Source organism: Sphingomonas sp. CBMAI 2297, assembly GCF_029870595.1.
Lineage (GTDB): Bacteria > Pseudomonadota > Alphaproteobacteria > Sphingomonadales > Sphingomonadaceae > Sphingomonas.
In genome coordinates this window covers 413,463-427,132 of sequence record NZ_JAPDIR010000001.1, presented here as the reverse complement: position 1 = coordinate 427,132, position 13,670 = coordinate 413,463, and the positions used below count along the sequence as shown (strand labels likewise).

Below are 13,670 nucleotides of genomic sequence, written 5' to 3'. Positions count from 1 at the left end.
TTCCCGCGCGGGTTCGATCGAGGGGGAAAGGCGCGCCGGGGCGGATCCGGCCTAGTGGCGGACCCTGCCCCGGTGCTTCGCCCGGGCCGTCGGGCTCGGCGTGGGCGACGGGCTGGACGACGCGACCGGCTCGGGCGATTCCTCCGGCACCGGGCTCGCCTCCGGATCGGGCAGGCTGCTGCCGCCCTGATGTCCCTCGCGCAGGATGATGTCGCGCTCCCAGCGCGGCACCGGCAGCTCGCCCGGCTCGATCACCGGCGCAGGCACCGAATGATCGATCTTGAACAGCGCGCTCGATCCGTCGCGCCACAACGGGATCAGCCCCTGCTCGAAGCGCGGATTATAGGCCGGCGTCTCGATCATCCAGACATAGTCGAACGCATCGCGCGGGAAGCGCGCCAGCGCCCAGGCCACCGGGCGCCAATATTCGCGCGGGCACTGCACGTCGGTGACGATCTGCGACGGATCATGGGCAAAGCGCTTGGCGGCGGCATAGCGCACGGTGAGCAGCTGCCCGCCGGCCATCGACCATTGATCGTTGGTATAGGCGAGCTTGCGCTCGAGCGCGAGCGCGGGAACGTGCTGGAGGCGCGTCTGCTTCCACTCGTAGCGGCAGGTCTCGCCGACGAAGCTGATCAGCCGGGCCCCCTGGGGCAGGCGCTCGAGCGCCTTGAGCTCGCGGTCATAGGTGCCGCTGTAGAGCAGGAAGCTCCAGGTCGTGGCGCCGATGCGGACGCAGAAAAAGGCCATGCCGAGCGCCGCCACGGTCGCGGCGCCGCGGATCGACAGGCCCGGCTTGGGCCGGATCGCGAGGATGCCGATCGCGAGCAGGAAGGGCACCAGCCGCATGTCGGCATAGGCCGATCCGAACACGACGCGCGGCAGGAGGATATAGACCAGGGTGAGGAAGATGCCCGACAGCGCGAGGTTGCGCGAATATTGGATGTTCGGATCGCGCACCGCCTTGAACAGCAGCAGGAACAGCACCCCCACCGAGGCCAGGTCGAACAGCTGCCAGCGATCGCGGAAGACCTGGGTGATCCACAGCATCTTCGCGCGCCAGTTGAACATGTCGAAGGTCTGGCCGGTGACGTGCCCGCCCGAGCGCCACAGCACCATCAGCAATGCCGGCGGCGCGAGCACCACGCACTGCAGGCCGGCATGGAACCAGGGCAGGATCCAGCCGCCGACCAGGTCCTTGTACCACGGCACGTGCGGATTGCGGCGCAGATCGTGCTGGCGGATCAGCTCGGCCGAGAAGGCGAGAATGCCGAGCAGGCCCCAGCCATAGGTGTGGCAGACCCAGATCAGCACCGAGATCGGCAGGAACACCATCGAGCGGAAGACGAACTTGCCCAGCCGCGCCAGCCGCAGCCACCAGCCGAACGCCAGCAGCGCGAACGCCATCGACAGCGCGAAATTGACGAAGCCGAAATGGAAGGGGAAGGCATAGGCGAGCGGCAGCGCGAACAGCGCCGTCGCCGGGATGCGGCCATGCACCTCGCGCGCGATCCACAGCATGCCGGCCACCGTCATCGCCGGGATCGCGATGACGATCAGCTTCACCGCCAGCTCGAGCCCGAAGACATGGTGCAGCGGGATGACCAGCAGGTCGACGCCCAGATTGCCCATCAGGCTCCAGCGAAAGTCGTACCATTCCTGGAGGAAGGGATATTGGTCATAGGTGAACTGGACGCGGTAGCGCCCCATATGGCCGGGCAGATCGACCAGCGGCGGGATCTGGGGCCAGAGCAGCGGAATGATGGCTATGAAGGTGCAGAGCGCCACGAACCATCGTGTCTGCCACCATTGCAACGCGTCGCCCCTGTCCATCCGCGCCTTCTAGTGCGCAGGGGCGCCGCCCGACAAGCGGTTCCTGTCGATCTTGTACAGCCCGCTGGTGCCGTCCCGCCAGACGGGCGTCGTGCCGGCGAGCAGCCGCGCGTCGAAGGGCGGCGGCGCGATCAGCCAGACATAGTCGAACGCGTCGCGCGGGAAGCCGCGCAGCGCCTGGTCGATGGTCATCCGGTCCTGCTTGTCCTTGCAGGGGGCGGCGAGGACCACTTCGGACGGATCGATCGCGAACGCGCCCATCGCGGGCGCGTCGATGGTGAGCAGCGCCGAGCCGGCGAGCTCCCACTGGTCGTTCGAAAAGGCCGCGCGGCGCGCCATCGCCAGGCCGGAGAGATGATCGAGCCGGCTCAGCGCCCAGGGATCGATGCAATTGTCGCCGACGAACGCGACGATCCGGGCGCCGCGCGGAACATGGTCGAGCGCGGCGAGCTGACGATCATATTCGCGGCCATATTGCCAGAAGCTGATCGTGGTTCCCGCCGTCCGCCCCAGGAAGAACGCCAGGCCGGCGATCGCCAGCCAGCGCAGCTCGCGCGCGCCGATGCCCTTGTCGACGCGGATCGCGAGCAGCGCCAGCAGGACGAGGAACGGCGCCAGCCGCATATCGGCATAGGCGGAGCCGAACAGCTTGTAGGGGATGAGAAGGAAGGCGCCGGCCAGCATCAGGCACGCCCCCGACAATGCCGCCGCATGGCCGAAGCGCGGATCGCGCAGGCTTCGATAGACCAGCCCCCAGAGCAGCAGCACCGAGCAGAAGTCGAACGGCCACCAGCGGTCGCGCAGGAAGATCGCCAGCCACGACACCTTGCGCAGGCTGAAGAAGCGCTCGGTGATCCCGCCGCCGCCGCCGGGCCGCCAGAGCAGCAGCGGCAGCAGCGGCGACGCGAGCGGCAGGCAGGCGATGGCGGCGCGCGTCGCCGCGTCGATCCACCCGCCGCCCTGCCGGCGCCGCAGCGCCAGCTCGGCGCCGAACACCATCAGCCCCAGCATGCCCCAGCCCATGACGTGCGCGACCCAGACGATGCAGGCCAGCGGCAGGAACAGCGCCGCGCGCAGCCTCGTCCGGCCCTGCCGCCCGAGCCGCAGCCACAAGGCGAAGCCGTTGAGCGCGAGCGCCGCCGCCAGCGCGAAGTTGAGGAAGCCGAAATGAAAGGCGTAGTTGTAGACCAGCGGCAGCGCGAACAGCGCGAAGGGCGTTACCCGGCCATGCACCCCCCGCGCGATCCACAGGATGCCGGCGGCGGAAAGCGCGACCGTCGCGATCGTGACCAGCTTCACCGCCGGCTCCAGCCCGGTCAGCGGCGCAAGGCCCGCGACCAGCAGATCGGCGCCGAGATTGCCGATCAGCCGCCATTGGAAATGATACCATTGGCCAAGCACGTCCGCATCGGTGCCGAGCATCACCCGGAACCGGCCGATATGCCCCGGCAGGTCGGTGAGCGGCGGTACGCCCGGCGCGAGCAGCGGCACGCACGACGCCAGGATCGCGGCCAGCGCGAACCAGCGCGTCTCCCACCAGCGGACGGCCGCCTGCTCCATCAGTGGCGCGACGCCAGCCTGTAGATGCGCGGCGCGTCCCCGCCGCCGATGGGCACCAGCCAGTCGGGCACCGATCCGGCGCGCAGGCTGGCAGCGAGGCTGCGCGGCTCCCGCGCTTCCCTGGCGAAGCGATCGAGATCGTCGGGGCAGAAGGCGACATAGTCGATGCCCCATGCCCGCGCGATCGCCTCCGATTGCGCGGGCTGGCCCAGGAAGAAGTCGTACATGGCGCGGTTTCCCCGATTGTTGCGGTGATAGGGCGCGGCGAGCACCGCGTGCGGCGTGGCGGCGAGCGCATAGGCGCCCAGGTCGAGCGGCGCGAGCAGGTGCCCGGGCGGGAGCGCCGCCAGCCGGGCAAGGCTCTCCGGCGTGGTGCAGCTCGGCCCGGAGGCGGCACGCGGCGGGAAGAGCGCGGTGGCGGCGATCGGATAGAGGATGCCGGTCGCGGCGATCCAGGCGGCGAGCAGCACCAGCGGGCCGCGGGCCCGCGCCGCGCCGATCGTCACCGCCAGGGCCGGCGCGGCGAGCATTGCTCCGGCATAGGCGCCGCGCAACTGGAACAGCGTGATCGCCAGCGCGGCGAACTGGAGCGCGGCCAGCACCCACCAGCCGGCCTCGCGCCGCCGCCAGGCGATTACGAGCGACGCGACCAGCCCGGCCAGGGCGAGCCCGGCATAGGCGATGGCATTGGCGGGCGGCGCGCCGAACAGGGGCTGCGCCTCGCCGACCTCGGCAAGCCACAGGCGGGCGAGCAGCGGATCGACCTCGCCATAGGGATCGAGGCATTGCGGCGCGAGCAGCAGCACCGCCGCCGCCACCGCCACTCCGGCGATCCCGGCCGCGACTGCACGCGCGCGCACGGTCCGCGAACCCGTGGCGCCGAACAGCGCCAGGCCCGCCGGCGCCATCGCGGCACATTGCGCCGCGCGCCACAGCAGCCCGGTGAAGCCGTCACAGGCCGGCACGCTCCAGCCGCTCGTGCGAAACAGGATGGCCGCCCCGGCAAGCGCGAGCGGCAGGGTGATGCCGAAACCGAGCAGCCGGTCGCGGCTTCCCGGCCGGCCCGCCACCCACAGCAGCGCGAGCGCGGCACCGGCGACGCCGAGCAGCGGCAGGGTCTCAAGCCCGACGACGAGCGATGCCGTCACGGCAAGCGCCGCGACCGCGCCGGCCCGGACACTGCCCGTGCCGAGCAGCGTGCGCACCAGCACCAGGATCAGGACGAGCTGCAATCCGTGATGGTCGATCCGCCCTGGCAGGAACAGGCTGGTCGCCGGATAGGCGAGCGCGGCGAGCAGGATCGCGGTCGCCGGCGGTGCGTCCAGGCGGCGCGCTACGGTGCCGGCCAGCCAGAGCGCAACGAAGAACAGCAGCGCCGGCGAGACGATAACCGCCGCCAGCATAGCGCCATGCCCGCCCAGCAGCGGCGTGAGCGCGAGGATCAGTCCCGCCGGGAGAAGATCGGCAATCCGCGACCAGTGCATTTCCAGCCCCGGGGCCGCGCCGAGCCGATGCTGGGCAAGGTCGCCAAAGGACTGGCCGGCCAGCCAATCGCGGATCTGCTGGAGCCGCACCATGTCGTCGGTATCGGGCAGGCGGAATTGGGAGAGGTTCGCCCAGTCGCGCCATGCCCAGGCCAAGGTGAGCACCGCTGCAAGCAGCGCCGCGAGCAGGGGCGCGCGCCAACGCATCGGAAAGGAGCTGACGGGCATGGCCCGGGTCTAGCCCACCATGGTTAAGAGCGCGTTAGGAACGCGGGATGCCATGCGCTCGCGCGGTGCCTTCGGCTCGAACGAAAGGGCTGACATTCCGATCGGGCCCGCATAAACCCGCGGCATGGCGCGGGGGCGTGCGAAGCTGGCCATGGCACAGGGCCTGAGCGTCTGGGTGCTCGACGCGCCGGAGGGGTTCGGCGATGCCGGCTTCCACGCGCACCATGCGATCCAGATCACCATCGCCTTGTCCGGCGACCTGACGCTCGACTGCGCCGGCACCAGATGGCGCGGGCCCGCGCTGGCGGTGGACGCCGATGCCCGCCATCGCTTCGAAGCGCGCGGCCTGCTCGCCTTCGTCTTCGTCGAGCCCGAGAGCCGGACGGGGCGGGCGCTGCGGCGCGCACTGTTCCAGGAAGCGCCGCTGGTCGCGCTGGATCCGGCGAGGATGCGCGCAGCGGCCGCCGCGCTGCGGGACACGTTCGCGGCGCCGCTGGAACGGACGGCCTTGCTGGAGACGGGATATGGGATCGTCGACGCGATCGTCCCCGGCGCGGAAGCCCCCCTGCCCGATCCGCGCATCCTGCGCATGATCGCGCACGCGGCCGATCATCTGGACGAACCGCTCACGCTCGCCGGCGCCGCGGCCGGCATCCCCCTCTCCCCCAGCCGGCTGCGCCATTTGTTCGTCGAGCAGACCGGACTGGCCTTCAAGACCTATGTCCTTTGGCTGCGCCTGTTCCGCGCGGTGCAGGGCTATTCCGAGGGATTGTCGCTCACCGAGGCGGCGCACGCGGCGGGCTTTGCCGACTCAGCCCATTTCAGCCGGGCGTTCAAGCGCACCTTCGGCTTGCCGGCGACGACGCTGACGCGATTTTAGCCCCTGCGTTCAAGCGCGGCGTCGCGGCCGCGCCTATCCGGCCCGCCTCACCAACGAGGAGATATCGACATGACGACCCGCGAAGAAGCCGAGCAGCGCTGCAAGCCCAGCTGCACCTGCACCGACTGCAAGTGCGGCGCCGATTGCCGCTGCGGCAAGTAAGCCCGAGGCACCGGGCCGGACAGCCGCCGGCCCGGTCGTCGCGCGTCAGCGGTCGCGGCGGCCCAGCAGGCGGAGGCGCAGCGCGTTGAGCTTGATGAAGCCCGCCGCGTCGCGCTGGTCGTACGCGCCCTGATCGTCCTCGAAGGTCACGACCTTTTCCGAATAGAGGCTGTAGGGCGACTTGCGGCCGGTGACGATCACGCTGCCCTTGTAGAGCTTGAGCCGGACGGTGCCCGTCACCTTCTCCTGGCTATGGTCGATCGCGGCCTGCAGCATCTCGCGCTCGGGCGCGAACCAGAAACCGTTGTAGATCAGCTCGGCATAGCGCGGCGCCAGCTCGTCCTTGAGGTGCGCGGCGCCGCGATCGAGCGTGATCTGCTCGATGCCGCGATGGGCCAGGTGATAGATGGTGCCGCCCGGCGTCTCGTACATGCCGCGGCTCTTCATCCCGACGAAGCGGTTCTCGACCAGGTCGAGCCGGCCGATGCCGTGCTTGCGGCCGAGCTCGTTGAGCGCGGTGAGCAGCGTCGCCGGCGACATCGCCTGGCCGTTCAGCGCCACGCCGTCGCCGCGCTCGAAATCGATGGTGATCGTCTCGGGCTCGTTCGGCGCGTCTTCCGGGTTCACCGTGCGCGAATAGACATAGTCGGGCACTTCCTCCCACGGATCCTCGAGCACCTTGCCCTCGCTCGAGGTGTGGAGGAGGTTCGCGTCGGTCGAGAAAGGCGATTCGCCGCGCTTGTCCTTGCTCACCGGGATCTGGTGCTGCTCGGCGAACTCGATCAGCCGGGTGCGGCTGGTCAGGTCCCATTCGCGCCACGGCGCGATCACCTTGATGTCCGGGTTGAGCGCGTAATAGCCCAGCTCGAAGCGGACCTGGTCATTGCCCTTGCCGGTGGCGCCGTGGCTCACCGCGTCGGCATTGACCAGCTTGGCGATCTCGATCTGGCGCTTGGCGATCAGCGGGCGCGCGATCGAGGTGCCGAGCAGATACAGGCCCTCATAGAGCGCATTCGCCCGCATCATCGGGAAGACGAAGTCCTTGACGAACTCCTCGCGCAGATCGTCGATGAAGATGTGCTCGGGCTTGACGCCGGCCATCTCGGCCTTCTTACGCGCCGGCTCGAGCTCCTCGCCCTGGCCGAGATCGGCGGTGAAGGTCACCACCTCGCACTGATATTCCTGCTGGAGCCATTTCAGGATCACGCTCGTGTCCAGGCCGCCCGAATAGGCGAGCACGACGCGGTTGATCTTGTCCGACATGGGCGACTCCAAAGGATGTGCGGGGAAACGGCGTGCGCCTTAGGGGCGCGGGGCCGCTTCCGCAAGTTCCGTGGCTGGGGCATGCTCCCCCGCACCGACTCGGGAGAGGCAGATGGCCGAGCTCAAGACCAAGGCGACCGAGGTCAGCGTCGCGGATTTCGTCGCCGCCGTGCCGGACGAGGCGCGCCGCGCGGACGCCGAGGCGGTCTGCGCGATGATGGCGCGATTGACCGGCGAGCCGCCGAAGATGTGGGGACCCTCGATCATCGGCTTCGGCAGCTATCGCTACACCTATGACAGCGGCCGCACCGGCGAGATGTGCCGGATCGGCTTCTCGCCCCGCAAGGCCGAGCTGGTCCTCTACCTGCTCGACGGCAATGCCGATCAGAGCGAAGTCCTGAGCCGGCTCGGCAGGCACAGGACCGGCAAGGGCTGTCTCTACGTCAAGCGGCTGGCCGATGTGGACGCGGACGTGCTCGAGGAGATCGTCCGTGCCAAGATCGCGCGGATGGACGCCGCCTACCCGGCCTGACCGGCCTGGCGCAGCGTCACCTTGTGCGGCTCGCGCAGGGCCCGTTCCGCCTCGAACATATAGTCGCGGGTCAGCGGCAGCGCGTCGCGCGAGCGCGAGAATTGGAGCTGGTAGTTGACCAGCCCGCCATATTGGAAGCTCACATGGCACCCCGCCAGGTAGAAGCACCACATGCGATAGAAACGCTCGTCGTACAGGCCGACGATCGCGTCGCGCGCCGCGACGGTGCGCGCGTACCAGTGCTTGAGCGTCTCGGCATAATGGAGGCGCAGCACCTCCACATCGGTCATGAAATAGCGCAGCCCCTCATAGCCCTGGGCGATCTCGGAGAGCGCCGGGATATAGCCGCCGGGGAAGATGTACTTGAGCGTGAAGGCATCGGTGACGCCGGGGCCGCCCGCCCTGCCGATGGTGTGGAGCAGCATCACGCCCTCGGGCGTCAGCAGCTCGCGCACCTTGCGGAAGAAGGTGCGGTAGTGCGGCGTGCCGACATGCTCGAACATGCCGACCGAGACGATCCGGTCGAACTGGCCGGTGACGTGGCGATAGTCGATCAGCTCGAACTTCACCTTGTCCGCCACGCCGGCATCGAGCGCGCGCTGGCGGGCGACCTTGAGCTGCTCCTCCGACAGGGTGACGCCCAGCACTTCGGCGCCCGTCTTCTGGTGGATGTAGAGCGCCATGCCGCCCCAGCCGCAGCCGATGTCGAGCACCTTCATGCCCGGCTTCAGCGCCAGCTTGGCGACGATGTGCGCCTTCTTGTCGAGCTGGGCCTGTTCGAGGCTGATGCCGGCCTCGCTGAAATAGGCGCAGCTATATTGCCGGTCGGTATCGAGGAAGAGATCGTAGAGCTTGCCCGACAGGTCGTAGTGATGCGCGACGTTCCGCTTCGAACGGCGCTCCATGTTGATCCGGCCGAGCCGGAACATCACGGCGTCGATCGCCTTTTTGAACGCGCTGGGGAAGAGCACCGAATCATTGTCTTCCCAGCGGTTGTTCGACGCGAACAGGGTCAGCAGGTCGAGGATCTCGCCCTGCTCGATCTCGATGCCGCCGTCCATGAACGCCTCGGCCGCGCCCAGCGACGGATCGCGCAGGATGCGCCGCGCCGCGCCTGCTCCGAAACGGATCGTTACCGGCTTGAGCGCCGGATCGGCTTCGCCGAAGCTGCGCCGGGTGCCATCCGCGTGGATGACGGTAAGTTGTCCGCGCCTGACTGCGCGTGCGAAAAAACGATCGATCAACGCCATTAAGCCGTCACCACCACCCGATGTAACAGCCCCCCGGTAACCACATTAGGGAAGTGCGCGATTTCCGCAATATTTCCGCAGCTGCGAAATCAGATGCCGGCATACCATTCATAGCCGGCGATATCCTCCCAGAAGCCGCCCTTGCCGGCCCCGATCCCGGCCAGGCTCGCCACCGCCTCGATCCGCATCACATATTTCGCGTGCTTGTAGCCGAGCTGGCGCTCGACCCGGAGGCGCAGCGGCGCGCCGTGCCCGATGCCGAGCGGCGCGTCGTTCATCGCCCAGGCGAGGATCGTCTGGGGGTGGAAGGCATCGACTAGGTCGATCGATTCGTAATAGGGGATCCGGCGCCGGCCGAACACATCGGCGCAGTGGAAGACGATGTAGCGCGCGCCGTCGCGCAGCCCGGCGCGCTGGAGGATCGTCTCCAGCCGCGGCCCCTGCCATTTGCCGATCGCGCTCCAGCCCTCGACGCAATCGTGCCGGGTGATCTGCGCACGCTGGGGCAGCGCCCGCAGCTGGGCGAGGCTGAGCGAGAGCGGCTGGCGCACCAGTCCGCCCACCTGCAGCCGCCAGTCGGCGAAGCGGCCGGCGGCGAGCGCGGCATATTCGGGCGTATCGGGATTGGCGGTGCCGTTCGTCCGGAAGCGCGGGCTGCGCTGCTCCGGGCGGAACTCGCGGGCGAGCGCGGCGCGGCCGGTGATCGAACGCTGGAGATAGCGATGCGCTTCCTCGGCGCTCAGCAGCACCGGGCTGCCGCTCCACGCGTCGCAGCCGGTGAGCAGCGTCGCGCCGCCGGTGACGATCAGGCCGCGCCGGGTGATCATTCCTCCGGCTCCGCTTCGGGCGATTTCCACCAGCCGGTGATCATCGAGCGGACCTCGTTCACCGGGCCGGCCAGGATCACCAGGGCGAGGTGCGCCACCAGGAAACCGGTCAGCAGCGCCATCGCGATGAAATGGAGCGAGCGCGCCGATTGCCGGCCGCCGAACAGGTCGGCCAGCCAGGGCCACATGCCCGGTGCCAGCGCCAGGCCGGTGAAGATCAGCAGCGGCAGCAGTACGAACAGCACGAAGGCGTAGCTCGCCTTCTGGAAGAGATTGTACGCGCGCGGGTCCTCCGGATCGTGGAAGCGCATCTCCCAATGCGCCCGAAGATCCTCGGCCAGGTGCGCGGCGGTGAGCTCGTCGCGGCGGAAGCGCAGGTCGCGCTGAAGGTGCCGGTTGGCCAGGCTCCAGGGCAGATAGACCAGCAGCGAGAAGGCCAGCACCAGCGCGAAGAACAGATGCCAGTGCCGGGCGCCGGCCAGGTCGTAGGTTGATGGCAGGGTCAGCCAGCCGGGCCAGCGCGGCAGGCTGAGCCAGGCATGGTCGAAATTCGCGCCGTAATTGCCCCAGTAGAGGCGCGGATGCGCGTTGAAGATCATCAGCCCGCTGGGGATCATCACCAGCACGGCGAGCGCGTTGATCCAGTGCCAGATGCGCGTGACCAGCCGGTGGCGATAGACCTGCATGGCCCTATATTAGCCGATCATCCATAGGCGCGCACGAAGAACACGATGGTGGTGCCGCCGGTGACGAGCAGCGTCCAGGCCCGCACCATCCGGTGCGAGAGCCGCTTTCCGATCCGCGCGCCCAGCCAGCCGCCCAGGATCCCGCCGGCGAGCATCGGCAGGCAGGCCCACCAGCGCACCATGCCGATCCCGATGAAGACCAGCGCCGCCGCGAAATTGGCGACCGCCAGCATCAGCGTGCGGATCGAGAAGAGCGAGCGCGGGTCGGCGCCGGCGAGCAGGCCATAGACCGCGGTGGTGATCAGCCCCACTCCGCCGCCGAAATAGCCGCCATAGATGCCGAGCAGGCTCTGCGCGGTGACGAGGGTGCGCGTCCCGATGGTCACCCGGGCGTGCAGCCAGTCCGAGGCGCGGCGGCCGAACGCCATCACGACGAAGGCGAAGAGCAGCAGCCAGGGAATGATCATGTCGAACGCCCGGGTCGGCGTGAGCACGAGCAGCATGCTGCCGACCAGCCCGCCGGCAAAGGTGATCCCGGCGAGCGCCCGCACCGACAGGCCGCCCACCGGCGCCAGCTCGTCGCGATATTCCCAGGCGCTCGCGCCCGCGCCCGGCAGCAGCGCGACGTTGGAAGTCGCATTGGCGATGTTCGAGGGCAGGCCGAGCGCGATCAGCGCCGGCAGCGTCGCGAAGGTGCCGCCGCCCGCCAGCGCGTTCATCACGCCCCCGAGCATGCCGGCGACGGCGGAGAGGATCAGGGTGGCGGGATCGATCACGGCCCCTAAATCCCGGCACGCCCCGCGCTTGTCGAGGAGTTTCTCAGCCGAAGGGCAGCAGGTGGCGATAGGGGAAGTTGGTGCTCTCCCAGTGTGACACATAGACGTGCGGCGGCTCGATCACGACGCTGAACTGGCATTTCGGCCGAATCGCCGCCAGCGCATGATATTCCGACTCGGTGAGCCGGGCATTGCGCAGGCGGATGCCCCAGGCGCGCTCCAGCACCGGCGAACGAAACAGCCGCGCATAATCGGCGAAGGATGTCGAATCCCATTCGGGCGTCTCGGCCGGGTTTAGCGACAGGAAGGGAGCGCTCGAATCGGTGAAGTCGACGAAGCCCAGTGCCGGCAGCCGAGTCGCTTCGGCGAGGTGGCCGATGAACCCGCGCGTGCGCCAGTCGCCGCCGGTGCGGATGCATTTCAGCTGAGGCAGGTCGAGCGCGAAGAAGCCGGGCTCGGGTGCTTGGGGCAATTCGAGCGTACGGAGCGCCGGCATGCGCTCGATCAGCGCGGGGAGTTGGTCTTCGGCCACGCGGGCCTGATTGTGATCGCCCGGATCGGAGATCGCCAGTTGGAAGGCGCGCAACCCCGAGAAATCGGGCCGGGCCGCAATCAGCGAGGCAAAATCCCATTCCTTCAGGCCGTTGGTGCCTTCGTCCGGCCCGGAAACACGCAGCTGGACGATGTGGCGCGCGATACCCGGCTGACCGAGCAAATCGAGGAATTCGCCCCAGCCCTCATATTCCGAGCCGCGATAGTCCACCGCCAGCGCGCCGCCGAGGTTGGCGACTGACAGGCGCGTGCAATGGTCCGGCTCGAGCAGGCGCTGGGCAAGCCACTCGACCTCGTCGCCCTCCTCCACCTCCTGGGCTTCGGCGGCAAGCTGGTTGAGCGTGGCCTGGAGCCCACACAGTTCCGCCAGCGCCGATTCCAGGGACAGGCTCACCCCAGCGCCGCCATCTTCTCCTCGGCCTCGCGGTCCATCTGGGCGCGGCTCTTCTTCTCGGCCGCGGTCTTGAGCTGGCCGCAGGCGGCATCGATGTCGCGCCCGCGCGGCGTGCGGACGGGCGCGGAGATGCCCGCCTCGAACACGATGTTGCTGAACGCCCGGATCCGTTCCGGCGCCGAGCATTCGTACGGCGCGCCGGGCCAGGGGTTGAAGGGGATCAGGTTCACCTTGGCCGGCAGCCTGTACTTCTTGAGCAGGCGGACCAGCTCGCGGGCATCGGCGTCGCTGTCGTTCTTGTCCTTCAGCATCACATATTCGAAGGTGATGCGCCGGGCATTGTTGGCCCCCGGATAATCGGCACAGGCCTGGAGCAGCTCCTCGATCCCGTATTTCCGGTTGAGCGGCACGATCTCGTCGCGCACTTCCTTGGTGATCGCGTGGAGCGACACCGCCAGGTTCACGCCGATCTCCTCGCCGGCGCGCGCCATCATCGGCACCACGCCGCTGGTCGACAGGGTGATGCGGCGCTTGGAGAGCGCGAGCCCGTCGCCGTCCATCACGATCGCCAGCCCGTCGCGGACATTGTCGAAATTGTAGAGCGGCTCGCCCATGCCCATCATCACGATGTTGGTGAGCATGCGGCCCTCGGGCTGGCTCGGCCATTCGCCCAGCGCATCGCGGGCCAGCATCACCTGGCTGACGATCTCGCCCGCGGTCAGGTTGCGCACCAGCCGCATCGTGCCGGTGTGGCAGAAGCGGCAGTTGAGCGTGCAGCCCACCTGGCTGGAGACGCAGAGCGTGCCGCGGTCCGCATCGGGGATGAAGACCATCTCATAGTCCTGGCCGTCCGCCGAGCGGAGCAGCCATTTGCGCGTGCCGTCGGTGGAGACCTGCGCCTCCACCACCTCGGGGCGGCCGATCACGAAGCGCTCGGCGAGCCAGGGGTGCTGCGCCTTGGCGATGTCGGTCATCGCCGCGAAATCGGTCGCGCCGCGATTGTAGATCCAGTGCCAGATCTGCTTGGCGCGCAGCTTGGCCTGTTTCGGCTCCAGCCCGGCATCGGCGAGCACCGCGCGAAGCTGTTCGCGCGCGAGGCCGATCAGGTCGATGCGGCCATCCTCGCGCGCCACCGCGGGGCGGGGCACGGGCACGGGGTCGATGTGCCCGGGAATGGGCATAGGCTCGATGTGCCCGTGAACGGGCGAGGGCGCGGCCGAAGCTGTCTGCATGACCGCGCACA

The 13,670-nt window shown here is 68.9% G+C and carries 12 protein-coding genes; 2 read left to right on the top strand and 10 right to left on the bottom strand.

All coding sequences use genetic code 11. The features are described from left to right. Nucleotides 1-51: 51 nt before the first annotated feature. From OMP43_RS02185 to OMP43_RS02175, 3 genes are read right to left on the bottom strand one after another with little or no spacing between them, the layout of a single operon-like run. Entirely contained in the window at nucleotides 52-1,833 is a 1,782-nt protein-coding gene (locus OMP43_RS02185) for a hypothetical protein (protein WP_280277934.1), read from the bottom strand. Nucleotides 1,834-1,842: 9 nt separating this feature from the next. Next, a complete protein-coding gene (locus OMP43_RS02180) occupies nucleotides 1,843-3,393 on the bottom strand; it encodes a hypothetical protein (protein ID WP_280277932.1) in 1,551 nt (516 codons plus the stop codon). Further along, nucleotides 3,393-5,105, bottom strand: coding sequence for a hypothetical protein (locus OMP43_RS02175; protein WP_280277930.1), 1,713 nt, complete (start codon nucleotides 5,103-5,105; stop codon nucleotides 3,393-3,395). The genes OMP43_RS02180 and OMP43_RS02175 overlap by 1 nt, the downstream gene beginning before the upstream one ends. Nucleotides 5,106-5,256: 151 nt before the next feature. On the opposite strand from OMP43_RS02175, the gene OMP43_RS02170 reads away from it, so the two are divergent. Continuing rightward, nucleotides 5,257-5,985 carry an AraC family transcriptional regulator gene (locus OMP43_RS02170; protein ID WP_280277929.1) on the top strand — a complete coding sequence of 243 codons (729 nt, stop codon included), beginning with the start codon at nucleotides 5,257-5,259 and terminating at the stop codon, nucleotides 5,983-5,985. Between the two features lie 207 nt (nucleotides 5,986-6,192). Here OMP43_RS02170 and OMP43_RS02165 read toward each other — a convergent pair whose 3' ends face one another. Beyond that, nucleotides 6,193-7,410, bottom strand: coding sequence for an argininosuccinate synthase (locus OMP43_RS02165; RefSeq protein WP_280277928.1), 1,218 nt, complete (start codon nucleotides 7,408-7,410; stop codon nucleotides 6,193-6,195). Between the two features lie 112 nt (nucleotides 7,411-7,522). On the opposite strand from OMP43_RS02165, the gene OMP43_RS02160 reads away from it, so the two are divergent. Then, a complete protein-coding gene (locus OMP43_RS02160; RefSeq protein WP_280277926.1) occupies nucleotides 7,523-7,942 on the top strand; it encodes a DUF1801 domain-containing protein in 420 nt (139 codons plus the stop codon). On the opposite strand, the gene OMP43_RS02155 is transcribed toward OMP43_RS02160, so the two are convergent. The 6 genes from OMP43_RS02155 to rlmN form a co-directional block, all read right to left on the bottom strand. Beyond that, nucleotides 7,930-9,192 carry a cyclopropane-fatty-acyl-phospholipid synthase family protein gene (locus OMP43_RS02155; protein WP_280277925.1) on the bottom strand — a complete coding sequence of 421 codons (1,263 nt, stop codon included), beginning with the start codon at nucleotides 9,190-9,192 and terminating at the stop codon, nucleotides 7,930-7,932. The genes OMP43_RS02160 and OMP43_RS02155 overlap by 13 nt on opposite strands. 89 nt (nucleotides 9,193-9,281) lie before the next feature. Beyond that, nucleotides 9,282-10,019 (bottom strand): molybdopterin-dependent oxidoreductase, encoded by a 738-nt coding sequence (locus OMP43_RS02150; protein WP_280277924.1) that lies wholly within the window; start codon nucleotides 10,017-10,019, stop codon nucleotides 9,282-9,284. Then, nucleotides 10,016-10,705 (bottom strand): cytochrome b/b6 domain-containing protein, encoded by a 690-nt coding sequence (locus OMP43_RS02145; protein WP_280277922.1) that lies wholly within the window; start codon nucleotides 10,703-10,705, stop codon nucleotides 10,016-10,018. Before OMP43_RS02145 ends, OMP43_RS02150 begins: the two co-directional genes overlap by 4 nt. 17 nt (nucleotides 10,706-10,722) lie before the next feature. After that, entirely contained in the window at nucleotides 10,723-11,481 is a 759-nt protein-coding gene (locus OMP43_RS02140) for a sulfite exporter TauE/SafE family protein (protein ID WP_280277921.1), read from the bottom strand. Nucleotides 11,482-11,524: 43 nt separating this feature from the next. Continuing rightward, nucleotides 11,525-12,427 (bottom strand): hypothetical protein, encoded by a 903-nt coding sequence (locus OMP43_RS02135; RefSeq protein ID WP_280277920.1) that lies wholly within the window; start codon nucleotides 12,425-12,427, stop codon nucleotides 11,525-11,527. Beyond that, nucleotides 12,424-13,659, bottom strand: coding sequence for a 23S rRNA (adenine(2503)-C(2))-methyltransferase RlmN (gene rlmN, locus OMP43_RS02130; protein ID WP_280277918.1), 1,236 nt, complete (start codon nucleotides 13,657-13,659; stop codon nucleotides 12,424-12,426). The genes OMP43_RS02135 and rlmN overlap by 4 nt, the downstream gene beginning before the upstream one ends. Between the last annotated feature and the right edge of the window lie 11 nt (nucleotides 13,660-13,670).